The sequence below is a fragment of the bacterium SCSIO 12696 genome (genome assembly GCA_024397955.1).
In the GTDB taxonomy this organism is placed as follows: domain Bacteria; phylum Pseudomonadota; class Gammaproteobacteria; order Pseudomonadales; family Porticoccaceae; genus SCSIO-12696.
Window position 1 is genome coordinate 2382741 of record CP073744.1, and the last position, 22384, is coordinate 2405124.

At 51.8% G+C, this 22384-nt stretch carries 33 protein-coding genes; all 33 read left to right on the forward strand.

Annotation, left to right across the window (positions count from 1 at the left end; genetic code table 11):
* Nucleotides 1-161: 161 nt before the first annotated feature.
* On the forward strand, nucleotides 162-4535 hold the full coding sequence (locus KFE80_10960) for an Ig-like domain-containing protein (GenBank protein UTW44893.1): 4374 nt from the start codon (nucleotides 162-164) through the stop codon (nucleotides 4533-4535).
* 122 nt (nucleotides 4536-4657) lie between these two features.
* Nucleotides 4658-5410 carry a hypothetical protein gene (locus KFE80_10965; GenBank protein UTW44894.1) on the forward strand — a complete coding sequence of 251 codons (753 nt, stop codon included), beginning with the start codon at nucleotides 4658-4660 and terminating at the stop codon, nucleotides 5408-5410.
* A 262-nt stretch (nucleotides 5411-5672) separates the two neighbouring features.
* The gene (gene rpsJ, locus KFE80_10970; GenBank protein ID UTW44895.1) at nucleotides 5673-5984 is read left to right on the forward strand and encodes a 30S ribosomal protein S10; all 312 of its coding nucleotides are present in this window, start codon (nucleotides 5673-5675) and stop codon (nucleotides 5982-5984) included.
* A gap of 115 nt (nucleotides 5985-6099) precedes the next feature.
* Nucleotides 6100-6732 (forward strand): 50S ribosomal protein L3, encoded by a 633-nt coding sequence (gene rplC / locus KFE80_10975; protein ID UTW44896.1) that lies wholly within the window; start codon nucleotides 6100-6102, stop codon nucleotides 6730-6732.
* Between the two features lie 11 nt (nucleotides 6733-6743).
* The gene (rplD, locus tag KFE80_10980; protein UTW44897.1) at nucleotides 6744-7361 is read left to right on the forward strand and encodes a 50S ribosomal protein L4; all 618 of its coding nucleotides are present in this window, start codon (nucleotides 6744-6746) and stop codon (nucleotides 7359-7361) included.
* On the forward strand, nucleotides 7358-7654 hold the full coding sequence (gene rplW / locus KFE80_10985; protein ID UTW44898.1) for a 50S ribosomal protein L23: 297 nt from the start codon (nucleotides 7358-7360) through the stop codon (nucleotides 7652-7654). The genes rplD and rplW overlap by 4 nt, the downstream gene beginning before the upstream one ends.
* 13 nt (nucleotides 7655-7667) lie before the next feature.
* Nucleotides 7668-8492 (forward strand): 50S ribosomal protein L2, encoded by an 825-nt coding sequence (gene rplB, locus KFE80_10990; GenBank protein UTW44899.1) that lies wholly within the window; start codon nucleotides 7668-7670, stop codon nucleotides 8490-8492.
* A 26-nt stretch (nucleotides 8493-8518) separates the two neighbouring features.
* Entirely contained in the window at nucleotides 8519-8797 is a 279-nt protein-coding gene (gene rpsS / locus KFE80_10995; GenBank protein UTW44900.1) for a 30S ribosomal protein S19, read from the forward strand.
* A gap of 18 nt (nucleotides 8798-8815) precedes the next feature.
* The gene (rplV, locus tag KFE80_11000; GenBank protein ID UTW44901.1) at nucleotides 8816-9145 is read left to right on the forward strand and encodes a 50S ribosomal protein L22; all 330 of its coding nucleotides are present in this window, start codon (nucleotides 8816-8818) and stop codon (nucleotides 9143-9145) included.
* A gap of 10 nt (nucleotides 9146-9155) precedes the next feature.
* On the forward strand, nucleotides 9156-9851 hold the full coding sequence (rpsC, locus tag KFE80_11005; protein UTW44902.1) for a 30S ribosomal protein S3: 696 nt from the start codon (nucleotides 9156-9158) through the stop codon (nucleotides 9849-9851).
* 12 nt (nucleotides 9852-9863) lie between these two features.
* Complete coding sequence (gene rplP / locus KFE80_11010) at nucleotides 9864-10277, forward strand: 50S ribosomal protein L16 (protein UTW44903.1); 414 nt, start codon at nucleotides 9864-9866, stop codon at nucleotides 10275-10277.
* Nucleotides 10277-10468 carry a 50S ribosomal protein L29 gene (gene rpmC, locus KFE80_11015; GenBank protein UTW44904.1) on the forward strand — a complete coding sequence of 64 codons (192 nt, stop codon included), beginning with the start codon at nucleotides 10277-10279 and terminating at the stop codon, nucleotides 10466-10468. Before rplP ends, rpmC begins: the two co-directional genes overlap by 1 nt.
* A gap of 1 nt (nucleotide 10469) precedes the next feature.
* A complete protein-coding gene (rpsQ, locus tag KFE80_11020; protein ID UTW44905.1) occupies nucleotides 10470-10733 on the forward strand; it encodes a 30S ribosomal protein S17 in 264 nt (87 codons plus the stop codon).
* 32 nt (nucleotides 10734-10765) lie between these two features.
* On the forward strand, nucleotides 10766-11134 hold the full coding sequence (rplN, locus tag KFE80_11025) for a 50S ribosomal protein L14 (GenBank protein ID UTW44906.1): 369 nt from the start codon (nucleotides 10766-10768) through the stop codon (nucleotides 11132-11134).
* A gap of 36 nt (nucleotides 11135-11170) precedes the next feature.
* Nucleotides 11171-11485 carry a 50S ribosomal protein L24 gene (gene rplX / locus KFE80_11030; GenBank protein UTW44907.1) on the forward strand — a complete coding sequence of 105 codons (315 nt, stop codon included), beginning with the start codon at nucleotides 11171-11173 and terminating at the stop codon, nucleotides 11483-11485.
* A 15-nt stretch (nucleotides 11486-11500) separates the two neighbouring features.
* The gene (gene rplE / locus KFE80_11035; GenBank protein ID UTW44908.1) at nucleotides 11501-12040 is read left to right on the forward strand and encodes a 50S ribosomal protein L5; all 540 of its coding nucleotides are present in this window, start codon (nucleotides 11501-11503) and stop codon (nucleotides 12038-12040) included.
* Nucleotides 12041-12051: 11 nt separating this feature from the next.
* On the forward strand, nucleotides 12052-12357 hold the full coding sequence (rpsN, locus tag KFE80_11040) for a 30S ribosomal protein S14 (GenBank protein ID UTW44909.1): 306 nt from the start codon (nucleotides 12052-12054) through the stop codon (nucleotides 12355-12357).
* A 12-nt stretch (nucleotides 12358-12369) separates the two neighbouring features.
* On the forward strand, nucleotides 12370-12762 hold the full coding sequence (rpsH, locus tag KFE80_11045; GenBank protein UTW44910.1) for a 30S ribosomal protein S8: 393 nt from the start codon (nucleotides 12370-12372) through the stop codon (nucleotides 12760-12762).
* A 12-nt stretch (nucleotides 12763-12774) separates the two neighbouring features.
* Nucleotides 12775-13308: a 50S ribosomal protein L6 gene (gene rplF, locus KFE80_11050; GenBank protein ID UTW44911.1), complete on the forward strand. Its 534-nt coding sequence runs from the start codon at nucleotides 12775-12777 to the stop codon at nucleotides 13306-13308.
* Between the two features lie 8 nt (nucleotides 13309-13316).
* Entirely contained in the window at nucleotides 13317-13667 is a 351-nt protein-coding gene (gene rplR / locus KFE80_11055; GenBank protein ID UTW44912.1) for a 50S ribosomal protein L18, read from the forward strand.
* A gap of 11 nt (nucleotides 13668-13678) precedes the next feature.
* Nucleotides 13679-14191 (forward strand): 30S ribosomal protein S5, encoded by a 513-nt coding sequence (gene rpsE, locus KFE80_11060; GenBank protein ID UTW44913.1) that lies wholly within the window; start codon nucleotides 13679-13681, stop codon nucleotides 14189-14191.
* Between the two features lie 55 nt (nucleotides 14192-14246).
* Nucleotides 14247-14438, forward strand: a complete 192-nt coding sequence (gene rpmD / locus KFE80_11065; protein ID UTW44914.1) for a 50S ribosomal protein L30 — start codon at nucleotides 14247-14249, stop codon at nucleotides 14436-14438.
* Nucleotides 14439-14440: 2 nt separating this feature from the next.
* Nucleotides 14441-14878, forward strand: coding sequence for a 50S ribosomal protein L15 (gene rplO / locus KFE80_11070; protein UTW44915.1), 438 nt, complete (start codon nucleotides 14441-14443; stop codon nucleotides 14876-14878).
* Nucleotides 14879-14953: 75 nt separating this feature from the next.
* Nucleotides 14954-16270 carry a preprotein translocase subunit SecY gene (secY, locus tag KFE80_11075; GenBank protein UTW44916.1) on the forward strand — a complete coding sequence of 439 codons (1317 nt, stop codon included), beginning with the start codon at nucleotides 14954-14956 and terminating at the stop codon, nucleotides 16268-16270.
* Between the two features lie 36 nt (nucleotides 16271-16306).
* On the forward strand, nucleotides 16307-16423 hold the full coding sequence (rpmJ, locus tag KFE80_11080) for a 50S ribosomal protein L36 (protein UTW44917.1): 117 nt from the start codon (nucleotides 16307-16309) through the stop codon (nucleotides 16421-16423).
* A 141-nt stretch (nucleotides 16424-16564) separates the two neighbouring features.
* Complete coding sequence (gene rpsM, locus KFE80_11085; protein ID UTW44918.1) at nucleotides 16565-16921, forward strand: 30S ribosomal protein S13; 357 nt, start codon at nucleotides 16565-16567, stop codon at nucleotides 16919-16921.
* 20 nt (nucleotides 16922-16941) lie between these two features.
* A complete protein-coding gene (rpsK, locus tag KFE80_11090) occupies nucleotides 16942-17334 on the forward strand; it encodes a 30S ribosomal protein S11 (GenBank protein ID UTW44919.1) in 393 nt (130 codons plus the stop codon).
* A gap of 15 nt (nucleotides 17335-17349) precedes the next feature.
* The gene (gene rpsD, locus KFE80_11095) at nucleotides 17350-17970 is read left to right on the forward strand and encodes a 30S ribosomal protein S4 (protein UTW44920.1); all 621 of its coding nucleotides are present in this window, start codon (nucleotides 17350-17352) and stop codon (nucleotides 17968-17970) included.
* Nucleotides 17971-18031: 61 nt separating this feature from the next.
* Nucleotides 18032-19024, forward strand: coding sequence for a DNA-directed RNA polymerase subunit alpha (gene rpoA, locus KFE80_11100; GenBank protein UTW44921.1), 993 nt, complete (start codon nucleotides 18032-18034; stop codon nucleotides 19022-19024).
* Between the two features lie 53 nt (nucleotides 19025-19077).
* Complete coding sequence (gene rplQ, locus KFE80_11105) at nucleotides 19078-19476, forward strand: 50S ribosomal protein L17 (GenBank protein ID UTW44922.1); 399 nt, start codon at nucleotides 19078-19080, stop codon at nucleotides 19474-19476.
* 142 nt (nucleotides 19477-19618) lie between these two features.
* A complete protein-coding gene (locus tag KFE80_11110) occupies nucleotides 19619-20239 on the forward strand; it encodes a hypothetical protein (protein ID UTW44923.1) in 621 nt (206 codons plus the stop codon).
* A complete protein-coding gene (locus KFE80_11115) occupies nucleotides 20229-20975 on the forward strand; it encodes a WecB/TagA/CpsF family glycosyltransferase (protein UTW44924.1) in 747 nt (248 codons plus the stop codon). Before KFE80_11110 ends, KFE80_11115 begins: the two co-directional genes overlap by 11 nt.
* Nucleotides 20965-22383 (forward strand): mannose-1-phosphate guanylyltransferase/mannose-6-phosphate isomerase, encoded by a 1419-nt coding sequence (locus tag KFE80_11120; protein UTW44925.1) that lies wholly within the window; start codon nucleotides 20965-20967, stop codon nucleotides 22381-22383. Before KFE80_11115 ends, KFE80_11120 begins: the two co-directional genes overlap by 11 nt.
* Nucleotide 22384 lies beyond the last annotated feature (1 nt).

Genomic DNA, 22384 nt, shown 5'->3' on the forward strand with positions numbered 1-22384 from the left:
TCGTCACAACAATGTAGTTCCTTCGTGGTATTTCACTATTTGATAGATAACAATTCCGCCTAGCTACTGGGTAGTAAAGTCCTACCGCTTGGCGGCGAATTGCAGGACTTGGCTTGCGCCCAGGTTTCTTTAATAAGAGCGAACTGATTTCTAGACATCTTATGAACGTTAAACATTTTTTAGCACTTAAGTATTCAGCTTTTCTGGCAACCATTTTTGTGGGTGCTTCGTTTGCTGATGTTCCTAATGTGCAACAGGGGCAGCCTGGAACTTTCTTGGCTGGCCCGAGCACCCATCCCGAGTTGTCTCAACAGGGCCGTTTGGCCATTATGGAGTCTTTAGGGGGGTATATTGTATCTATCCCGGAGGGTCCGGGTAGCAGCGCTGGCAGTAATCTCAGAAATCAGGTGTGGGACTTTTCTAATTTGTCGAACCCTGTTTTGATTGAGGCTGACTTTGGCCAGACCTCAATGCCATATCAGGCGCACGGCACAGTAAAAAGGTACGATGTGTCGACAGGGCAGGTGCAGGTCGATCTCGGCAACCAGGAGGGTGCCACTTTGGATTCAGGAGGGCAATTAAGTGTTCGTGCCTGGCGTGGTCCAAATACTGGTCCTCAGGGTGCGAATAAGTCAGCACTTCACTATCCATGGACCGCAACCACTTGGGGCTTTTATGAGCCAATTCAAAGCCTTGGTGAGCTCTACTTTGAGGGTCAGCGTACGGCTACTTGGGATCACTGGGGAATTACCGGAAACTTGATTGGTATGCCCAATTTCATGGGCAATTTGATGATTTACGTAAGTGATCAGGCTAACCGAGGTGTGGCAGCTTATGACGTTTCTGACCCATCAAACCCTGTCTTACTTGATCTTCTGCAAGATAATGTTGGTGTTATTAATCCCGACAATTCAGAAGGTGCTACTAACGTTGGTACAGTTGTTACTGCCCAGAACCAGGGCCAAATTACACGCTCTCGCCCAATTGGTGGCTACTGGCAAGAGGTGCACGGTCACCATGTGGTGATTGCGTCACGCGCTAATGATGTCAGCGTGTTGCGCGGCGGCATTATCGTTGTGGACTTTTCGGATCCAACTAACCTGGAAGTGTCTTGTTACATTGAGCTGGATAACGACCCAATGTACGTCAACTTTCAGGATGAATACGCTTTTGTTGATCGTTACAAAGTGAATATTGAAACCTGTGAGGTGGCTGTTGAGTTTGATGAGGGTGCTCATGATGCTGAAATGAGTCAGTTTGCCTTGCCGTTAGGTAATATATTGATTGCCGGAGGCATCACCCGTGATACCTCTAACGAGAGTGTCGATGAGCAGGGTATGTCTGTGTGGGTTCACCAGTCGGCACCAGATACTCGCCCGCCATCTGTGGCTTACCATGTGCCAAGGGATGGACAAACCAACTACCCTACTTTTGCGCCGGTCAGCGTTTCAATTCCAGAGACATTGCGTGGCCGCACTCTGGTTCCAGGGCAAAATATCATCATTCGCCAAGTAGATTCCCAGGGTAATCTTGGGCAGCCTCTTGGGCTTGATTACCGCCTCAGTCACGCTGGGATGTTAACCATTGACCCAGACGGTGAACTGACGGCGAATACTACCTATCAAGTGACTTTGGTGGGCATCGAAGACTATATGGGCAATGCAATGCCTTCATACAGCTTTGCGTTCTCCACGGGCAGTGGTGTTGTTGATCCTGGCCCCAACCCTGATCCAGAGCCAACCAATCGTCCGCCGGTTATTGGTGGTGTTAGCCTGTCACCGGGAAGCAGCGTTGATGTTGGCGAGACTGTGGTATTGACTGTAAGTGCCACGGATCCTGATGGTGACTCACTTACCTATCGCTTTACGTCTGGTGACGGCTCTTATACCTCTGGCTGGATTGGTTCCAGTAGCCATGGAATATCTTATTCGGCTGCGGGAAGCTACACAGCTCGAGTGGAAGTCCGTGATGACTCCGGTAGCATCGTGAGCACAAGTCGTGTGATATCCGTGGCTAATGTTTCCCCTCCTCCAAGTGATGGCGTTGATTTTGCTAATGCCAGTTCTCCACTGCACTGCTCTGTGGAAGATCAGCTAATTTGGGTTGTAAATCCAGATAACGACTCGGTAGTAAGTCTTTCGGCTCAGGGTGGTGGCATCATCGATACTATCTCGGGTGTTGATGACCCTAGAAGTGTATATCAGGGTGCTGATGGTACTGTTTGGGTGGCCTCAAAAGGCTCTGACAGTGTTCGTGCATACAGTAGCAATGGTGGGCTGATTGCAACAATTAATACTGGCTATGGCTCCGCACCATCCGGTTTGGTGGCAAGTCATAACGGTGCCGATATATATGTTGCTCTTTATGGTAGCGGCGAAGTAGCAAGAATTAATGTTGCCACTCGTGCGGTTGCTGACCGGATTTCCGTTGGGCCGACACCGAAGGCAATGGCCATTACAAGAGACGATCGTCGTTTGTATGTGACCCGCTTTATATCACCAGAAAACTGGGGTGAAATTTGGGAAATTGACCTGGCAACGTTCAGCCTTCGCAATACCATTCGCCTGGTTAAGAGTGATGAGCCAGATACCATTATCAATGGCCTTGGTGTGCCAAATTACCTGTCGTCTATTGTTATTGCACCTTCTGGTGATTACGCCTACTACACAGGTAAAAAAGATAATACGGATAGAGGGCTGCTAACTGGTACCTCTGATCTGGATGATGACAACAGTGTCCGCCCTCTGATTGGCAAGATTAACCTGGTGTCTTCGAGTGAAGAATACGACAGCAGGGTAGACCTAGATAACCGTGAGGCTCCCTTCGCTTTAACGTTTTCTGCGGATGAGCGCTATCTGTTTGCTGCTTTGCAGGGAAACAATGAGGTGATGGCCCTGGAGTTGAATAGTCAGGGCAATGTGGCTGAATTTACCGGTTTCTTTGCTGTTGGATCTGCGCCTCAAGGCTTGTGCATGGATGCGACAAATAACGCGCTGTATGTGAAAAACTTCCTGAGTCGCGATGTATCGAAAGTTGACTTAACTGCCTTTCTTTCTCAGGGAACCTTAAATCCACCTATTGAAGTGTTCTCTACTGTGACTAATGAGGCGCTGACCCCAGAGGTATTGGCCGGTAAGCAAATTTTTTATCACGCTAGCGATGATCGCATGAGTGCAGAGGGCTATATTAGCTGTGCGTCTTGCCACGCCGATGGTGGCCATGACGGTCGCACTTGGGACTTTACTGGTCGTGGTGAGGGCTTGCGCAATACAACTTCCCTGGTTGGCAGAGGTGGTGCCCGTTTTGGCCGGATCCACTGGTCTGGAAATTTTGATGAGGTCCAGGACTTCGAGCACGACATAAGGAATGCTTTTAGAGGTCGTGGCTTTATGTCAGATAGTGACTTCGATCAAGCGGATACGCCCCTTGGGCCCACCAAGGCGGGCAGTAGCCAGGATTTGGATAACCTTGCTGCTTATGTTTCCTCTTTGGGGCAAGATTCTTTGCCTCGCAGCCCGCATCGGAACAGTAATGGTTCTATGACTGCTGCTGGGGAGCGTGGCAGGAATGTATTTAGCCAGTTAGGCTGTGCCCAGTGCCACGCTGACAAGGCATTTACCGATGGTGTTTCTCACGATGTGGGCAGTCTAAGAAGTTATTCTGGTCAACGCCTCGGTGGTGAGCTAACTGAAATCCGTACCCCCTCGTTGCTGGGTGCTTTTGCGTCCGCTCCTTATCTTCACGATGGGCGGGCGGCAACACTAGAAGATGTATTTGAGCTGCCTGGCGGGGTGGTATATCAGGCGGAAGATGCTGTAGATGCTGGTCTAGTGGTGAATAATGGTGTTTATTCGAACTTGAGAGGCGAAAGGGCTGCTCGCCTGGCAAGTCAGTCAGATCAGATTGTTCTTAACGATGTGGATGGTGGTGCGACCGGAGGTCAAGGTCTGTTGTACTTGCGAGCAATGGCTGAGTCCGCCGGTAGCTCTTTAATTGTGTCAGTGAATGGTACGAACGTCGGTGCAGTTGACGCTCCTGCGGCAGCATTGATTAATGGAGAGCAGGCGGCAATGGCTGAGTCTGCGGTTCTTGAAATTCCACTAAATGCAGGTACTGGAAATACGGTTGTCATTGCCCTTCAGTCTGGCGTGTCGGTTATGGTGGATGACATCACGGTTAGTAGTTTTGATGCTGTTGAGGCGGCATCGGCTCATACGGTTGCTCGTACGGTGTCTAGTGCAGAGTTTGCGGATTTGATGGCCTATATTCGTCAAATTGATCGTCAAGAGGCGCCGGCAGACAGTGATGTAATCGTAATAGGTGAGCGCGACCCTGTTGTTGTGCCAACACCAACGCCAACGCCAACGCCAACGCCAACGCCAACGCCAACACCTGAGCCGCCTGTAACTACGGTGCCTGCGCCTCAGCCAGAGTCTGGTAGCTCTGGGGGTGGTGGTAATGTTGGGGGTATCTTGCTGCTTGTACTTGGAGTTTTATGTCTGGCTCGGAGGCGGTCGCTTGCAGTGACCCGATGAGCTTTAAGAATGAAAAAATATAGCCACACATTGTGTGGCTATATTTTTATGTAGGTCTTGTGGAGTTTGCGGGACATGATCTATTGTGTTGTAAATCGTTATTTTCAGGATAAGACTTTGAAATGAACTTTATTAAAAAGTTAATAAGAAAGTTAATTCTTCTTTCGACATGCAACCGAATCCCTCTCAGGCCGCCTGCAAAAAGAGTTGCGACAAAAATCCCTCAACGAGCCCATTTCGTTTTTGGCTTGTGGAGTGACGATCCATTGCCGCCGGAGTTTCAGCAAACAATCGAGCGATGGCAGCAGCAGGGGTGGGAGGTCAAGCTATGGGGGCGCAGTGAGGTTGATGCATTGATCTCCAAGTACCCAGAAGTGGAGGCCGTTTATAGGCAGGTACCAAGGGATGTTCAGCGAGCAGATATAGCCAGGTATGTCATTGTATGGGAGCACGGAGGCTTCTATATGGACTGTGACGCGGGGCCTATCCATTTCTCTTTGTTGAACTTTTTGCAGAAGAAGAAAGAAGCAGAAGCTGTGTACTTTGTTGAAGAAGTTTTGGCGCAAAAGTGGATTGATTGGCGCAGTCAGCATCATATGCGGCAACACATACCTGAAAAGCACCCAGAAAAAATATGCAACTATTTATTTGGCTCTGTGGCGGGGCATGCTGTTATTCGGGCGTGTCTTGATGAGGCATTGAGGCGTTGTAATCTCTTTGCTGGCCAAGATATAGACGATTTGGGTGTGCTGACTACGACTGGCCCTGAAGTGACAACCGATGTTGTTCAGTCCAGAAGGGGTGAAGTGGTAGTTAGGCATAGCAGGTATTTTTGCGATCACGGGCGTACAGGAACGTGGCGAAATGAGTCGTGATTTGATGACCTACTTGGGGTTTGTGTTGTCGCGCTACCCGTGTGTAAATCCAGGCCAAGTGAATACTCGACACTCAGAACATTTTTCATCATTTGTTTGCTTGACATAGTCTTCCCACATCACTACCATTGCGCCTCCATTTTTCCCGGTGGGGCTCCTTGTGTGCCCAAATCACCATTAAAAATGGAAAGCAGTAGATGGTTTCGGAAGTCTCAAGCAGGCTTCTTGGGTTCTTTATTCTTTTATATAGGATTTTGATTCCATGCAGAATCAACGAATTCGAATTCGTCTCAAGGCGTTTGATCACAAGTTGATTGACGCTTCGACGCAGGAGATTGTCGAGACGGCTAAGCGTACCGGTGCCCAGATTCGTGGCCCGATTCCTCTGCCAACTCGCAAAGAGCGCTACACGGTTCTGATCTCGCCGCACGTCAACAAAGACGCGCGTGACCAGTACGAAATCCGCACGCACAAGCGTCTGCTGGATATCGTGGAGCCCACCGACAAAACTGTCGACGCTCTGATGAAGTTGGACCTGGCCGCTGGTGTAGAAGTACAAATCAGCCTGGGTTGATAGCAGTAACTTTTGTTACAAACAAGTAAGTTAAACCGAAAGCCCAATGGGCTGTGTAACACTCTGAAATGGGTGGCCGTAGCGGGTAATAGCCCCGTACACAAGAGGTTATAAAATGACTATAGGTATTGTCGGCCGCAAATGCGGCATGACTCGTGTATTCACTGAAAACGGCGAGTCCGTTCCAGTGACCGTGGTTGAGGTAGAGCCCAACCGCATTGCACAGGTCAAATCTGACGACGTCGATGGGTACACTGCCGTTCAGGTAACTACCGGTGCCCGTCGCGCATCCCGAGTAAGCAAATCCGAAGCGGGCCACCTGGCTAAAGCTGGCGTTGAAGCTGGTCGCGGCCTGTGGGAGTTCCGCGTTGACGATTTGGGCGAGCTCAAAGCCGGTGATTCTTTCACTGTTGAAGGCTTTGAGGCTGGCCAGAAAGTTGACGTTACCGGCACTTCCAAAGGTAAAGGCTTCCAGGGCGGTGTTAAGCGCTGGAACTTCCGCATGCAGGATGCCACTCACGGTAACTCTATTTCTCACCGCGCTCCCGGTTCTATCGGTCAGTGCCAGACCCCAGGTCGTGTCTTCAAAGGTAAGAAGATGGCGGGCCATATGGGTTCTGAGCGCGTTACCGTGCAAAGCCTGGAAGTGGTTCGTGTCGACACCGAGCGCAATTTGCTGCTCATCAAGGGTGCCGTTCCAGGTGCTCCCGGTGGCGACGTGATTGTTCGTCCTGCAGTGAAGGCTTAAGGGGAACGTTCATGGAATTAAATATTGCATCTGCTGAAGGCAAGGCTGCGGGCACAGTAACTGTGTCTGAGCAAGCGTTCGGCAACGAATACAACCAGGATCTGGTGCACCAGGCAGTTACTGCTTATTTGGCAGGCGCTCGTCAAGGCACCCGCGCCCAGAAAAACCGCTCTGCGGTTTCTGGTGGCGGCAAGAAGCCCTGGCGTCAAAAAGGCACTGGCCGCGCCCGTGCCGGTACCATTCGCAGCCCGCTGTGGCGTACCGGTGGCGTAACTTTCGCCGCCCAGCCTCAGGATCACAGCCAGAAGCTGAACCGCAAGATGTATCGCGGTGCACTGCGCTCCATCCTGTCCGAGCTGGCCCGCCAGGAGCGTCTGGTGGTGGTTGAGTCTTTTGACCTCGACGCCCCCAAGACTAAAGGCCTGGTGGCCAAGCTGTCTGGCTTGGGTCTGCAAGAAGCTCTGATCGTGTCTGAAGAAGTGAACGAGAACCTGTACCTGGCTTCTCGCAACCTGCATAAGGTTGACGTTCGCGACGTGAGCGCCATCGACCCGGTTAGCCTGATCAAGTTCGACAAAGTGGTTGTCACAGTGTCCGCGCTGAAAAAGATTGAGGAGATGCTGGGATGAATCAGGAAATTGTCTTTAAAACCCTGCTTGGGCCTCACGTTTCTGAGAAAGCCGCCGTTGTTGCCGAAGGCAGCAATCAGGTGATCTTTAAGGTTGCCAAAACGGCCACCAAGCGCGAAGTGAAAGCCGCTGTTGAGCAGCTTTTCAAAGTAGACGTGCTGGATGTTCGCACTGTAGTCACCAAGGGCAAGGCCAAGCGTACTCGTTACGGTATGGGCAAGCGCTCTGACTGGAAAAAAGCGTACGTCCGGCTGGCCGAAGGTCAAGAAATTGACTTTGCGGTAGCGGAATAAGGGGATTGTTGCGATGCCAGTAATCAAGAGAAAACCGACATCTCCGGGTCGCCGCCACGTTGTTAGTGTGGTCAACCCGGATCTGCACAAAGGTGCCCCTTACGCGCCTCTGTTGGAGAAGAAGTCCAAAAGCGGTGGCCGTAACAACGCCGGTCGTATCACCACCCGTCACATCGGCGGTGGCCACAAGCAGCACTACCGCATTATCGACTTCAAGCGCAATAAAGATGGTATCCCGGCTCGCGTAGAGCGCCTGGAATACGATCCCAACCGCACCGCGTACATCGCGCTGGTTTGCTACAACGACGGTGAGCGCCGATACATCATCGCCCCTAAAGGCCTCAAGGCTGGCGATGTGATCAGCTCTGGTGCCGACGCCGACATCGCTGTGGGCAACACCTTGCCGCTGCGTAATGTGCCTGTAGGTAGCACCGTTCACTGTGTGGAACTCAAGCCAGGCAAAGGTGCGCAAATCGCCCGCTCTGCCGGTGCTTCTGCTCAGCTGGTTGCCCGCGAAGGCAAGCACGCCACCCTGCGTTTGCGCAGCGGTGAAATGCGCAAGGTACTGGTTGAGTGTCGCGCGACTTTGGGCGAAGTGTCCAACAGTGAGCACAACCTGCGTTCCCTGGGTAAAGCTGGTGCCTCCCGCTGGCGCGGTGTTCGCCCGACCGTTCGTGGTGTTGCCATGAACCCGGTTGATCACCCGCACGGTGGTGGTGAAGGTCGTACCTCTGGTGGTCGTCACCCGGTATCGCCTTGGGGTACGCCAGCCAAAGGTTACAAGACCCGCAAGAACAAGCGTACCGATAAGCTCATCGTACGCCGTCGCGGCAAATAATCCACATTGATTGAGAGGAAATAACAGTGCCACGTTCTTTAAGAAAAGGCCCGTTTATCGATCTTCACCTGCTCAACAAGGTGGAGAAGGCCGTAGAGAGCAAAGACCGTCGTCCCATCAAGACCTGGTCTCGCCGCTCTATGATCCTGCCTGAAATGGTTGGTCTGACCATCGCCGTTCACAACGGCCGCCAGCACGTGCCGGTGGTTGTGAGTGAAGAGATGGTTGGTCACAAGCTGGGCGAATTCGCGCCAACACGTACCTATCGCGGTCACGTGGTGGATAAGAAAGCCAAGAAGCGCTAAGCAAGAGAGGAATTAACTGTGGAAACTACAGCAAAACTGCGCGGCGCAAGGCTTTCTGCCCAGAAGGCACGTCTTGTCGCTGACCAGATTCGCGGTAAGTCCGTTGAAGACGCTCTGGATATTCTGAAGTTCAGCCCCAAAAAAGGCGCTGACATCATCCAAAAAGTGTTGGAGTCTGCGATTGCAAACGCCGAGCACAACGATGGTGCGGATATCGACGAGTTGAAAGTGTCTACTGTCTTCGTCGACGAAGGTATGACCATGAAGCGCATCATGCCGCGCGCCAAGGGCCGTGCAGACCGCATCCTGAAGCGCACTTGCCACATCACCGTCAAAGTAGCGGTTTAGGAGACGAATAATGGGTCAGAAAGTACATCCCGTCGGCATTCGTTTGGGCGTTGTTAAAAAGCACAATTCTGTTTGGTACGCCAATTCCCAGAATTACGCAGACAACCTCAATAACGATCTGAAAGTGCGCGAATACATCGAGAAAAAACTCGATAACGCCTCGGTCAGCAAAGTAGAAATTGAGCGTCCAGCGCAAACGGCTCGCATCACCATTCATACCGCACGTCCCGGCGTGGTTATCGGTAAGAAAGGTGAAGATGTCGAAAAACTGCGCAACGAAGTGGCTCGCATGATGGATGTGCCTGTGCACATCAACATCGAAGAGATTCGCAAGCCAGACCTGGACGCCAAACTGGTTGCCCAGAGCGTTGCTCAGCAGCTGGAGCGCCGCGTTATGTTCCGTCGCGCCATGAAGCGCGCTGTACAGAACGCCATGCGCCAAGGCGCCAAGGGCATCAAAATTCAAGTGGGTGGTCGTCTCGGCGGTGCCGAAATCGCTCGCTCTGAATGGTACCGCGAAGGTCGCGTGCCGCTGCACACTCTGCGTGCGGACATCGACTACGCAACTTACGAAGCCTCCACCACTTACGGCATCATCGGCGTAAAAGTGTGGATTTTCAAAGGCGAAATTCTGGGTGGTGAAGAGCAGGTGGAAGCACCGGCTCCGAAGAAAACCAGAAAGCCTAAGAAAGCAGCGGATAAATAAGGAGTACGCACGATGTTACAGCCTAAGCGTACCAAGTTCCGGAAAATGATGAAGGGTCGCAACCGCGGCCTGGCACTGCGCGGCAGCAAAGTGAGCTTTGGTGAATTCGGCCTCAAGGCCACCGGCCGTGGCCGTATCACCGCTCGCCAGATTGAAGCGGCTCGTCGTGCCATGACTCGTCACGTAAAACGTGGCGGTAAAATCTGGATTCGTGTTTTCCCAGACAAGCCAATTACCAACAAACCCCTGGAAGTTCGTATGGGTAAAGGTAAAGGTGCAGTTGAGTACTGGGTGGCCCAAATTCAGCCGGGCAAGGTTCTCTATGAAATGGAAGGTGTATCGGAAGAGCTGGCGCGTGAGGCATTTGCCTTGGCCGCTGCCAAACTGCCGGTGCAAACCACCTTTGTGAAACGGTCGGTGATGTGATGAAAGCTAACGAACTTCGCGAAAAGTCTGTTGACGAGCTGAATACTGAGCTTAACGCTCAGTTGGAAGCCCAGTTCAAGCTGCGTATGCAGCACTCTACCGGTCAGCTCCAGCAGAGCCACAAACTGAAAGAAGTGCGCCGCGATATTGCGCGCATTAAAACGCTCTTGACTGAGAAAGCAGGTAACTGACATGGCCCAGACAGAAAAAGCACGTACTCTGGCAGGTAAAGTTGTCAGTGACAAAATGGACAAAACCATTACTGTTTTGATCGAACGTCGCGTAAAACACGAGATGTACGGCAAGATCGTAAGCAAGTCCAGCAAGATCAAGGCACACGACGAAAACAACGAGTGCAAAATCGGCGACGTAGTAGAAATTGCCGAGACTCGTCCGTTGGCCAAGTCCAAGTCTTGGAAACTGGTTGAAATTGTGGAGCGTGCCACTGAGGTATAAGCCTCGGTAGCGCTCGGATTCGGAGTGAAACCATGATTCAAACACAAAGCTACCTGGATGTTGCCGATAACTCTGGTGCCCGTCGCGTGATGTGCATCAAGGTGTTGGGCGGTTCCCACCGTCGTTACGCCGGTGTTGGCGACATCATTAAGGTTACCGTGAAGGAAGCCATTCCCCGCGGCAAGGTGAAGAAAGGCCAGGTGCTCGACGCCGTGGTTGTACGCACCAAAAAAGGCGTTCGCCGTCAGGACGGATCATTGATCAAGTTCGACGACAACGCTGCAGTAATGCTGAACGCATCTCATGCCCCTATCGGCACCCGTATTTTTGGGCCGGTAACCCGCGAGCTGCGCAGCGAAAAATTTATGAAAATTGTCTCTCTGGCTCCAGAAGTTCTTTAAACGACTGGAAAGCGGAAAGCAAAGAGGAAAATGGCTATGCGTAAGATCAAGCGTGATGACGAAGTAATCGTGATCGCCGGGCGCGACAAAGGCAAGCGTGGCAAAGTGCTGCGTGTGCTGGACGAGCAGCGCCTGATCGTCAGCGGTGTGCAGCTGGTGAAAAAGCACCAGAAGCCCAATCCGCAACAGGGTATTGCCGGTGGTATCGTGGAAAAAGAAGCCCCTATTCAGGTTTCCAATGTCGCGATTTTCAATGGCGCAACCAACAAAGCAGATCGTGTGGGCTTTAAAGAAGAAGGCGGCAAAAAAGTGCGCATCTTCAAGTCTACAGGCGAAGCTGTTGACGCCTAACCGGAGATATCTGAAATGGCAAAGTTGAAAGAAATTTACAAAAACGAACTCGCCCCCAAGTTGAAAGAAGAGCTGGGTCTGGCGAACGTAATGGAAGTACCTCGCATCAGCAAAATCACCCTCAACATGGGTGTGGGCGAAGCTCTGGGTGACAAAAAGATCCTAGAAAACGCCGTTGCTGATCTGGAGAAAATCTCCGGTCAAAAGGTCGTGGTAACCCGTGCACGCAAATCCATCGCCGGCTTTAAAGTCCGCGAAGGTTGGCCGATCGGCTGTAAGGTAACTCTGCGTTCAGATCGCATGTATGAGTTCCTGGAGCGCCTGATCAGCATTGCGATTCCCCGTATTCGCGACTTCCGTGGCATCAGCCCCAAGTCGTTTGACGGTCGTGGGAACTTTGCCATGGGTGTAACCGAGCAGATCATTTTCCCGGAAATTGATTACGACAAGGTCGACACGCTGCGTGGTCTGGACATCACCATCACCACCACCGCTCGCACCAACGATGAAGGCCGCGCTCTGTTGCGTGCATTCAACTTCCCGCTGAAGAACTGAGGGCAGGTTAGATGGCTAAGAAATCCATGATTGCGCGCGAAACCAAACGCGCCAAGACCGTTGCTCAGTACGCCGCCAAGCGCGCCGAACTGAAAGCGATCATCAAGAATGCCAACTCTTCCGATGAAGAGATTTGGGAAGCGCAACAGCAGCTGCAAAAACTGCCTCGCGATGCCAGCCCGGCTCGCCAGCAGCGCCGCTGTCGTGTCACCGGTCGCCCGCACGCGGTGTACCGCAAGTTTGGCCTGTGCCGCAACAAGCTGCGTGAAGCAGCCATGCGCGGTGACGTACCTGGCCTTGTTAAAGCCAGCTGGTAAGGAGCGAATACGATGAGTATGCAAGATCCGTTGTCAGACATGCTGACTCGCATCCGCAACGCCCACCAGCGTAGCAAGGTTGCGGTAAGTATGCCCTGTTCCAAACTGAAGGTCTCTGTGGCCCAAGTATTGGAAAGTGAAGGTTACATTTCCGGTTTCAGCGTTACTGAAGGCGCCAAGTCTGAGCTGACTGTTGACCTGAAATATTTTGAAGGCAAGCCGGTAATCGAAGAGATTGCCCGTATCAGCCGTCCCGGCCTGCGTAAATACGCTGGTTCCGGTGAGCTGCCTAAAGTTCGCGGTGGCCTGGGTGTCGCTATCATCTCCACCTCCAAAGGTGTGATGAGCGATCGCGCAGCACGCGAAGCGGGCATCGGCGGCGAAGTGCTCTGCACTGTTTTCTAAGGAGTTGCCGACATGTCACGTATAGCAAAAGCCCCAATTGAGATTCCTGGCGGCGTTACCGTTACCCTGAAAGACGGCGCAATTTCCGTCAAAGGTGGTAAGGGTGAGTTGAGCCACAGCATTCACGGCGACGTGGAAGTGAACCAGGACGACAATGTGCTGACTTTCGCCCCTAAAAATGGCGGCAAATCAGCTAACGCCCTGGCGGGTACCACCCGTGCATTGGTCAACAACATGGTTACCGGTGTCAGCAATGGCTTCGAGAAGAAGTTGCAATTGCAAGGTGTTGGTTACCGTGCTGCCCTGCAAGGCAAGAAGCTCAACCTGACTCTGGGTTTCTCCCACCCGGTTGAGTACGAACTGCCGGAAGGCGTGAAAGCCGAGTGCACCAGCCAGACTGATATCGTGCTGAGCTCTGCCAACAAGCAGTTGCTGGGCCAGGTTGCCGCAGAAATTCGCGCATACCGTCCGCCAGAGCCTTACAAAGGCAAAGGTGTTCGCTACGCCGATGAGCATGTGCGTCGTAAAGAAGCGAAGAAGAAATAGGTTTGATTATGAGCGACAAAAAAGACTCCCGTTTGCGTCGTGCGCGCCGCTCCCGGATGAAAATCCGCGAGCTGGGCGAAAACCGCCTGTGCATTCACCGCACTCCGCGCCACATGTACGCACAAGTAATCGCGCCGGAAGGCGATCGTGTATTGGCCAGCGCCTCCACGCTGGACAAGGAATTGCGCTCTGGCGCTACTGGCAACATCGAAGCGGCAAGCTCCGTTGGCAAGCTGGTGGCTGAGCGTGCCAAGGCTGCCGGTGTTACTCGCGTTGCCTTCGATCGTGCCGGATTCAAATACCACGGTCGCGTTAAAGCGCTGGCAGATGCTGCCCGCGAAGCCGGACTGGAATTCTAAGGGTTATTGAGATGGCTAGAGATCGAGATCAAAAAGGTCAACAGGAAAGCGATGGCCTGCAAGAGAAGCTGGTTCAGGTTAACCGTGTTGCCAAAACCGTAAAAGGTGGTCGTATCTTTGCTTTCACTGCACTGACCGTAGTTGGTGATGGTAACGGCAAAGTGGGCTTCGGCCGCGGCAAAGCCCGCGAAGTGCCGCAGGCAATCCAGAAAGCAATGGAATCCGCGCGCCGCAATATGATTCAGGTTCACCTGGACGGCGACACCATTCAGTACCCCACCAAAGCCAACCATGGCGCCTCCAAGGTGTACATGCAGCCGGCTTCTGCGGGTACCGGTGTGATTGCTGGCGGCGCCATGCGCTCCGTGTTGGAAATCGCTGGTGTACAGAACGTATTGGCCAAGTGTTACGGCTCTACCAATCCGGTAAACGTGGTTCGTGCTACGTTCAAAGCGCTGCAAAACATGCGCTCTCCGGACGAAGTGGCGGCCAAGCGCGGCAAAGCGGCTGAAGAGATTGTTTGATTCTTTGTTGCCTCCGCACGGTCGGGGGTGACGAAATGCACAGTGAGAAAGAATCATGGCTAAAGCAAAGAAAATGATGAAAGTGACCCAGATTAAGTCCGTTCACGGGCGTCTGGCTGCTCACAAGGCGTGCGTTGCTGGCCTCGGCCTGCGTCGCATTGGCCACACTGTTGAGGTGGAAGACACACCGTCCACTCGCGGTATGGTTAACAAAGTGAACTACCTGGTTAAGGTTGAGGGAGAATAATCGTGCGACTGAATGAATTAAGTCCCGCTCCCGGGCGTATTAAAGAAGGCAAGCGTGCTGGCCGTGGTATCGGCAGTGGTTTGGGCAAAACTTGTGGCCGCGGCCACAAAGGCCAGAAGTCTCGTTCCGGCGGTTCTGTGAAGCCCGGTTTCGAAGGCGGCCAAATGCCTTTGCAGAAGCGTCTGCCCAAGTACGGTTTTACCTCACGTATCTCTCGCGTTAGCGAAGAGATTCGTCTGGCGGAGCTGAACAAAGTTGATGCTGACGTTATTACCCTGGAAGAGCTGCGCAAGGCGGGTTTGGTGAATGCCAATATCAAGCGCGCCAAAGTGTTCCTGTCTGGTGAAATCACCAAGGCTGTGACTCTGAAGGGTATCGCTGCGACCAAAGGTGCTGTGGCTGCTATTGAAGCGGCTGGCGGCAAGGTTGAGGCGGAATAAATCGGCTATACGTGATTCTCGCCTTTGCGGGAATGACGGCAGTCTTTAACGGACAGTTAAGAGTTAGGAAAGATCATGGCCAAAGCCGGTAATATGCCGATGGGAAGCCAAAAAGGCATGGGCGAGCTGTTAGCTCGCCTTCGCTTTTTGTTCCTGGCAATTGTGGTTTACCGCATCGGTATTCATATCCCTATTCCGGGCATTAATCCGGAGCGTGTTGCTGAGTTTTTTAACAGCAACCAAGGCACCATTCTCGACGTGTTTAACATGTTCTCCGGTGGTGCACTGGCAAATATGAGTATCCTCACTCTGGGTGTTATGCCTTATATCTCTGCGTCGATCATTATGCAGTTGATGGGGGCGGTAGTACCCAGTTTGGAACAGCTTAAGAAAGAAGGTGACTCTGGCCGCCGCAAGCTTAACCAGTACACCCGTTACGGTACGGTATTGCTGGCGTTAGTTCAGGGCTCAGGTATTGCTGTTGGCCTTGGCAGTCAGGGTTTTGCGATGGATCCCGGCCCGGTCTTTTATGTGGGTGCTGTGGTTTCACTGGTTACCGGTGCAGTCTTTATGATGTGGCTGGGTGAGCAGATCACCGAACGTGGCGTGGGCAACGGCATTTCCATGTTGATCTTTGCCGGTATTGTGGCGGGTTTGCCCAGTGCCATTGGCGGTTCCATTGAGATGGCGCGTCAGGGCGAGATCCACGGTGTGGCATTGCTGTTTATCCTGATTCTGGCCATTGCCCTGATTTACTTTGTGGTATTTATGGAGCGCGGTCAACGCCGCATTACCGTGAACTACGCGCAGCGCCAGCAAGGTCGCAAGGCGTATAACGCCCAGACCAGCCATCTGCCGCTGAAGGTGAATATGGCCGGTGTTATCCCGGCGATTTTTGCCAGCAGTATTCTGCTGTTTCCCAACACCATTACCACCTGGTTTGGTGAGGGCAGTAATGCACCGGAATGGGTGAGCCAGATCGGTTTGTTAATTGGCCGCGGTCAGCCGCTGTACTACTTGCTGTTTGCCGGTTTGATTATTTTCTTCTGCTTCTTCTACACGGCGTTGATGTACAACACCAAAGAAATGGCAGATAACCTGAAGCGCGGTGGGGCCTACTTGCCTGGGATTCGCCCTGGTGAGCAGACGTCCAAGTACATCGACACAGTAATGACTCGCCTGACTGTGGTTGGCGGTATTTATATGGCCGGTGTGTGTATGTTGCCGGAAGTGCTGCAAGTGCAATTTAATGTGCCGTTTTACCTGGGTGGCACCTCGCTGTTGATTGCGGTGGTGGTAACCATGGACTTTATGGCCCAGGTTCAGTCGCACTTGATGTCGTCTCAGTACGACTCGTTGATGAAAAAATCCAATTTGAAGGGCAAGCGGTAATTTCTGCCGCTTGTTGTAGAAACTGAGGTAAGTGTAATGAAAGTTCGTGCATCGGTTAAAAAAATGTGCCGCAACTGCAAAATCATCCGTCGCAACGGTGTTGTACGGGTAATCTGTAGTGCGGAGCCGCGCCATAAGCAACGCCAGGGCTGATTCTTAGCTGAACAGTCAGGCACTTGCTTTTTAGTGCAAGCAAAGCTATCCTTTCGCGCCTTTTTTATGGCCTTCCGCCAAAGGTGCGGCGGGTAGTATTTTATTTAGACTTTTTATAAGTAAACACTGTGGAGAAACTCAATGGCCCGTATTTCCGGTGTCAATATCCCCGATAACAAGCATGCGGTGATTTCCCTCACCTATGTTTTCGGGATCGGCCGCCCAACCGCTAAAGCAATCTGCGCTGAAGTCGGTATCGCGGAAGATGTAAAGATAGCTGATCTCTCCGACGCGCAGATGGACACTCTCCGTGAGGCAGTAGCCAAACACACGGTAGAGGGTGACTTGCGTCGGGAAATCAGTATGAATATCAAACGTTTGATGGACCTTGGTTGCTACCGTGGCCTGCGCCACCGTCGCAGCTTGCCGCTGCGCGGCCAGCGTACCAAGACCAATGCCCGTACTCGTAAGGGTCCGCGCAAACCCATCAAGCGCTAATTGATAGGACATAACTGATCATGGCAAAACCTGGACAAAAGACCGCTCGCAAGAAGGTCAAAAAGACAGTTGTTGATGGCATCGCGCACATTCACGCGTCGTTCAACAACACCATCGTTACTATTACCGACCGCCAGGGCAACGCCCTGAGCTGGGCCACTGCAGGTGGTTCCGGTTTCCGCGGTTCTCGCAAATCCACTCCCTTCGCCGCTCAGGTGGCTGCTGAGCGTGCCGGTGTTGCCGCTCAAGAGTACGGTTTGAAAAACCTGGAAGTGGAAGTGAAGGGCCCTGGCCCCGGCCGTGAATCCGCTGTTCGCGCACTGAACAACGCTGGATTCAAAATTACCAACATCACCGACGTGACGCCGATCCCCCACAACGGGTGTCGTCCGCCGAAAAAACGTCGCGTATAAGGCAGGGCTTAGATCATGGCAAGATATATTGGACCAACTTGTAAACTGTCCCGCCGCGAAGGAACCGATCTGTTCCTGAAAAGTGGCGTTCGTCCTCTGGACTCCAAGTGTCGCGCAGAGAGCGCCCCTGGCCAGCACGGTCAGCGTCGTGGCCGTCTGTCTGACTACGGTGTTCAGCTGCGTGAAAAGCAAAAAGTTCGTCGTACCTACGGTGTTCTGGAAAAGCAGTTCCGCAACTACTACAAAGAAGCTGCTCGTCTGCGCGGCGCAACCGGTGCCAACCTGTTGACTCTGCTGGAACAGCGCCTGGATAACGTGGTTTACCGCATGGGCTTTGGTGCCACTCGCGCTGAATCCCGTCAGCTGGTATCTCACAATTCCATTCTGGTGAATGGCAAGAAGGTGAACATCGCCTCTTACCAGGTCCAGGCTGGCGACGAAGTGAGCATCCGTGAGAAGTCCAAAACTCAGCTGCGTATTTCCAGCGCTCTGGCACTGGCTGCCCAGCGCGGTGAAGTTGAGTGGATTGAAGTCGACGCCAACAAAATGGCCGGTACTTTCAAGCGCGTTCCTGACCGCAGCGAACTGCCTTCCGACATCAACGAAAACCTGATTGTTGAGCTGTACTCCAAGTAATAAGTAATTACTTGGAGCACTTTTCACCTTTAGGTTTAACTGAATAAAGACAGGTACGGATATGCAAACATCTGCGACAGAACTTCTGACTCCGCGCACCATCGACGTTACCGAGCTGGGTCCAACCCACGCCAAAGTGGTCCTGGAACCACTGGAGCGTGGCTTTGGCCACACTCTGGGTAATGCTCTGCGCCGCATTCTGCTTTCCTCCATGCCCGGCTGCGCCGTGGTTGAGGTAGAGATCGACGGTGTACTGCACGAATACAGCAGCGTTGAAGGCGTACAGGAAGACGTGATCGAAATCCTGCTCAACTTGAAAGAAGTTGCCGTGGTTCTGCACGGTAAAGACGAAGTTGAGCTGACCCTGAGCAAAAAAGGCAAAGGTGCGGTAACTGCTGGCGACATCCAAGTAGACAGCAATGTCGAAATCATGAACCCGGAGCTGGTGATCGCCAACATCACTGGCAACACTGAGCTGAACATGCGCTTGCGCGTTCAGCGTGGTCGCGGCTACCAGCCCGCCGACGCTCGCAACAGCGATCAGGAAGAGACCCGCGCTATTGGCCGCCTGCAACTGGATGCTTCCTACAGCCCGGTTCGCCGTGTTGCCTATGTGGTGGACAGCGCTCGTGTTGAACAACGCACTGATTTGGACAAGCTGATTATTGATCTGGAGACCAACGGTACTTTGGATCCGGAGGAAGCGATCCGTCGTGCGGCCACCATTCTGCAACAGCAGCTGGCGGTATTCGTCGACCTGGAGAGCGAAGCCCAATCCGAGCCGGAGGAGAAGGAAGAGGAAATTGATCCGATTCTGCTGCGTCCGGTAGACGATCTGGAGCTGACTGTTCGCTCGGCCAACTGCCTGAAAGCGGAAAGCATCTACTACATCGGTGACCTGATTCAGCGCACCGAAGTAGAGTTGCTGAAAACGCCGAATCTGGGCAAGAAGTCTCTTACCGAAATCAAAGACGTTCTCGCCTCCCGCGGCCTGTCCCTGGGAATGCGCCTTGAGAACTGGCCACCTGCCAGCATCAAGCAAGAAGAACTCTAATTGTAATTGGCCGTTGCTCGCTGAGCGATGGCCCAATTTAAGGAATACGAACCATGCGTCATCGTCAAAGTGGCCGCCAACTGAACCGCAACAGCTCGCACCGTCGGGCCATGTTTCGCAACATGACTGCGTCGTTGGTCGAGCATGAACTGATCAAAACCACACTGCCCAAAGCCAAAGAACTGCGTCGTTACGCCGAGCCGCTGATTACTCTGGCCAAGCAAGATAGCGTTGCCAACCGTCGCCTGGCGTTCGACCGCCTGCGCAACAAAGAAACCGTTGGCAAGCTGTTCGGCGAACTGGGCCCGCGCTACGAAGAGCGCCCCGGCGGCTACATCCGCATCCTTAAATGCGGCTTCCGCGCTGGCGACAACGCGCCTATGGCGTATGTTGAGCTGGTGGATCGCCCGCAAGTGGAAGTGGTTGAAGAAGTTGAGAGCGACGAAGAGTAATGCTGCTCTAGCCTTTGGCTTTATACACTGAAAAAAGCCCCGGCCGGTTGGTCGGGGCTTTTTTTGTGCTTCTATTGTGTTAATTTTCTCGAATTACAGTGTTCTTTGCTGATCAGATTGATTTTTCACGGGTGAGAAAGGTATGTCACTTCTGGAAGATGTTTGGGGCGCGATAACTTGGAGGCCAGGAATTGGTGACCCATCCTTAGTAGGCTGGTTGACAGTTTTAGCCTATGTTTTTGCTTGCGCTGCCTGCATATCGGTTTATTACAAATCTGTTTCTTCGCCGAAACGTTACCGCTATTTTTGGCTGTACTCTGGAATTCTGTTGTTGTTTTTGTCAGTGAATAAACAGTTAGATTTGCAATCGCTGTTAACGGATATAGGGCGTCAAATAGTTGTTATAAACGATTGGGTCGCTAAAAAGCACTTAATACAGAAGAGCTTTATTGCGGTGATTGCATCGCTGGGTGCTTTGGGGTTTTTATTAATATTTACTTTGTATAAAAGTTATTTCAGATTCCTGAGTGGTGCGTTATTGGGATTTACCTTTTTACTTGTGTTTATATTGGTGAGAGCGTCTTCTTTTCATGGTATGGATGTGCTGATATCAAGTTCTTGGTATGGAATTAAAGTGAATTGGTTGCTCGAGTTATCAGGCATTGCGGCAATTTTTTTGAATGCGCTGTATCTGCTTGTTTACGGCATTATGCCTGCAAAGAGTGGGTTGTACGCAACTGGGAGAAATGGTGTTGGATCATAGACAACATATTTTTAATCTTCCGTTCGATCTGCTAACAAAAAAGCAGATACTCATGCGGCTTGAGCAGTGCTGGTCAGAGGGTGCTGGTTTTGAGTATTGTGTCACCCCTAATGTCGACCATGTTGTGAGAGCTAATAAAAACACTGAATATCTCCCGTTATATGAGAATGCATGGATCAGTGTTTGTGACAGTCGAATTTTGCAAAAGCTGGCGCGGTTTTGTGGTGTTTGTTTTCCAGAGGTTGTTCCGGGTAGCGATTTAACCAGCGAGTTATTTTTAGGCGGAGTACAAAGCAACGATTCAGTGCTGATAATAGGCGCAAATGATGAACTGGTTGCGAGGCTCTTATCTCGTTTACATCTGGATAATGTGACCCATTACAACCCCCCAATGGGCTTTATGAATAACAGCGATGAGGTGGAAAAATGCCTTGCGCTCGCAGAGAGTAAGCCATTTAAATATTTGTTTTTTGCAGTAGGTTCTCCTCGGCAAGAAATCTTGGCTTATGAACTGAAATCCCGAGGAAAGGCTACAGGTATTGGCTTTTGTATTGGTGCCTCAATTGACTTCTTAGTAGGAACGGAGAGTCGTGCGCCTAAATGGGTTCAGGCGTTGAGTTTCGAATGGTTTTATCGGTTTTTACAAAATCCCAGGCGCTTGTGGCGTCGCTATTTTGTAGATGGTTTAAGAATATTCCCCATTTTTATAAAGGAGTTGTTAGAACGTGGAAAGTAACAAAGTAATTCCGGTCGTCCTCTGTGGAGGTTCTGGTAGCCGATTGTGGCCGTGGTCACGTGATGGGTACCCAAAACAGTTTCTGAATTTGCAAGGAAGCCACACCATGTTGCAGGAAACCATTCTGCGGTTGGGTGAGCATGTTGATGAGCCAATAATGATTTGCGGGGAAGAGCACCGCTTTTTGGTCGCTGAGCAAGTTCGTGCGCTGGGCTCTAAGCACAATGGTATTTTATTGGAGCCAGAGGGTCGCAATACCGCACCAGCCATTGCCTTGGCAGCGCTGCATGCGGCCGAGCAAAACGAAGATCCTATGCTTCTGGTGTTGCCAGCAGACCATGTTATTTTGGATAAGGCTGGTTTCCAGTCAGCGATTAAAGAGGCAGCAAGCGTGGCCCAAGCTGGCAGTTTGGTTACCTTTGGTATTGTGCCTCAAAGCCCAGAAACCGGCTATGGCTATATTCGTGCAGGCAAGCAAAAGAACTTAGCTTTTGAAGTGTCGGATTTTGTAGAGAAACCAGATCAACAGACGGCTCAGCAGTATCTGGATAGCGGCGACTACTATTGGAATAGCGGCATGTTCCTGTTTCGGGCAAAACGGTATCTAGAGGAGTTGCAACAGCATCGCCCAGATATATATCGAGCTTGCCAGGATGCCATGGCGAATACGGAAAGAGATTTGGATTTTGTACGTGTTGAGCGCAATGCTTTTCTCAGTTCCCCCAGTGACTCCATAGACTATGCAGTAATGGAAAATGCCCAGGATATTTCGATGCTGCCGCTGGATTGTGGTTGGAGCGACCTGGGTGCTTGGTCAGCGCTTTGGGAGATTTCTGATAAAGATTCACAGGGTAATTCATCTTCAGGGAATACTATTTTTCACAACAGTAGCAATTGCTTAGTTCGTTCTGGCGATAAATTGGTGGCCACCGTTGGCCTTAATGACGTCATTGTTGTGGACACAGTGGATGCGACTTTGGTGGCCGCTAAAGATAGTGCTCAGGATGTTAAGGCCGTTGTACAGAAGCTGAAGGAGTCTGGTAGCGAGCTGTTGCAGAATCATCGCAAGGTTTATCGGCCTTGGGGTAACTACGATTCGGTAGACGAGGGCGAGCGCTTTCAGGTGAAGCGTATTGTCGTTAATCCCGGTGCAGAACTGAGTTTGCAAATGCACCATCACCGTGCTGAACACTGGATTGTTGTGCAGGGAACCGCTCTGGTTACTAAGGGAGAAGACGAGTTTCTGGTGACAGAAAACCAGTCCACTTACATTCCACTGGGCGTAAAACACCGTCTTAAAAACCCCGGTGAAATCCCCCTGGAGTTAATTGAAGTGCAGTCAGGCTCTTATCTTGGTGAAGACGATATCGTTCGTTTTGAAGACCATTACGGTCGAGCAGAAAGATAAC

Excerpts from the sequence above, each read along its gene's own strand:
- KFE80_10960 (UTW44893.1), top strand. The coding sequence starts at position 162 with ATGAACGTTAAACATTTTTTAGCACTTAAGTATTCAGCTTTTCTGGCA.
- KFE80_10965 (UTW44894.1), top strand. The coding sequence starts at position 4,658 with ATGAACTTTATTAAAAAGTTAATAAGAAAGTTAATTCTTCTTTCGACA.
- rpsJ (UTW44895.1), top strand. The coding sequence starts at position 5,673 with ATGCAGAATCAACGAATTCGAATTCGTCTCAAGGCGTTTGATCACAAG.
- rplC (UTW44896.1), top strand. The coding sequence starts at position 6,100 with ATGACTATAGGTATTGTCGGCCGCAAATGCGGCATGACTCGTGTATTC.
- rplD (UTW44897.1), top strand. The coding sequence starts at position 6,744 with ATGGAATTAAATATTGCATCTGCTGAAGGCAAGGCTGCGGGCACAGTA.
- rplW (UTW44898.1), top strand. The coding sequence starts at position 7,358 with ATGAATCAGGAAATTGTCTTTAAAACCCTGCTTGGGCCTCACGTTTCT.
- rplB (UTW44899.1), top strand. The coding sequence starts at position 7,668 with ATGCCAGTAATCAAGAGAAAACCGACATCTCCGGGTCGCCGCCACGTT.
- rpsC (UTW44902.1), top strand. The coding sequence starts at position 9,156 with ATGGGTCAGAAAGTACATCCCGTCGGCATTCGTTTGGGCGTTGTTAAA.
- rplP (UTW44903.1), top strand. The coding sequence starts at position 9,864 with ATGTTACAGCCTAAGCGTACCAAGTTCCGGAAAATGATGAAGGGTCGC.
- rpmC (UTW44904.1), top strand. The coding sequence starts at position 10,277 with ATGAAAGCTAACGAACTTCGCGAAAAGTCTGTTGACGAGCTGAATACT.
- rpsQ (UTW44905.1), top strand. The coding sequence starts at position 10,470 with ATGGCCCAGACAGAAAAAGCACGTACTCTGGCAGGTAAAGTTGTCAGT.
- rplN (UTW44906.1), top strand. The coding sequence starts at position 10,766 with ATGATTCAAACACAAAGCTACCTGGATGTTGCCGATAACTCTGGTGCC.
- rplX (UTW44907.1), top strand. The coding sequence starts at position 11,171 with ATGCGTAAGATCAAGCGTGATGACGAAGTAATCGTGATCGCCGGGCGC.
- rplE (UTW44908.1), top strand. The coding sequence starts at position 11,501 with ATGGCAAAGTTGAAAGAAATTTACAAAAACGAACTCGCCCCCAAGTTG.
- rpsN (UTW44909.1), top strand. The coding sequence starts at position 12,052 with ATGGCTAAGAAATCCATGATTGCGCGCGAAACCAAACGCGCCAAGACC.
- rpsH (UTW44910.1), top strand. The coding sequence starts at position 12,370 with ATGAGTATGCAAGATCCGTTGTCAGACATGCTGACTCGCATCCGCAAC.
- rplF (UTW44911.1), top strand. The coding sequence starts at position 12,775 with ATGTCACGTATAGCAAAAGCCCCAATTGAGATTCCTGGCGGCGTTACC.
- rplR (UTW44912.1), top strand. The coding sequence starts at position 13,317 with ATGAGCGACAAAAAAGACTCCCGTTTGCGTCGTGCGCGCCGCTCCCGG.
- rpsE (UTW44913.1), top strand. The coding sequence starts at position 13,679 with ATGGCTAGAGATCGAGATCAAAAAGGTCAACAGGAAAGCGATGGCCTG.
- rpmD (UTW44914.1), top strand. The coding sequence starts at position 14,247 with ATGGCTAAAGCAAAGAAAATGATGAAAGTGACCCAGATTAAGTCCGTT.
- secY (UTW44916.1), top strand. The coding sequence starts at position 14,954 with ATGGCCAAAGCCGGTAATATGCCGATGGGAAGCCAAAAAGGCATGGGC.
- rpmJ (UTW44917.1), top strand. The coding sequence starts at position 16,307 with ATGAAAGTTCGTGCATCGGTTAAAAAAATGTGCCGCAACTGCAAAATC.
- rpsM (UTW44918.1), top strand. The coding sequence starts at position 16,565 with ATGGCCCGTATTTCCGGTGTCAATATCCCCGATAACAAGCATGCGGTG.
- rpsK (UTW44919.1), top strand. The coding sequence starts at position 16,942 with ATGGCAAAACCTGGACAAAAGACCGCTCGCAAGAAGGTCAAAAAGACA.
- rpsD (UTW44920.1), top strand. The coding sequence starts at position 17,350 with ATGGCAAGATATATTGGACCAACTTGTAAACTGTCCCGCCGCGAAGGA.
- rpoA (UTW44921.1), top strand. The coding sequence starts at position 18,032 with ATGCAAACATCTGCGACAGAACTTCTGACTCCGCGCACCATCGACGTT.
- rplQ (UTW44922.1), top strand. The coding sequence starts at position 19,078 with ATGCGTCATCGTCAAAGTGGCCGCCAACTGAACCGCAACAGCTCGCAC.
- KFE80_11110 (UTW44923.1), top strand. The coding sequence starts at position 19,619 with ATGTCACTTCTGGAAGATGTTTGGGGCGCGATAACTTGGAGGCCAGGA.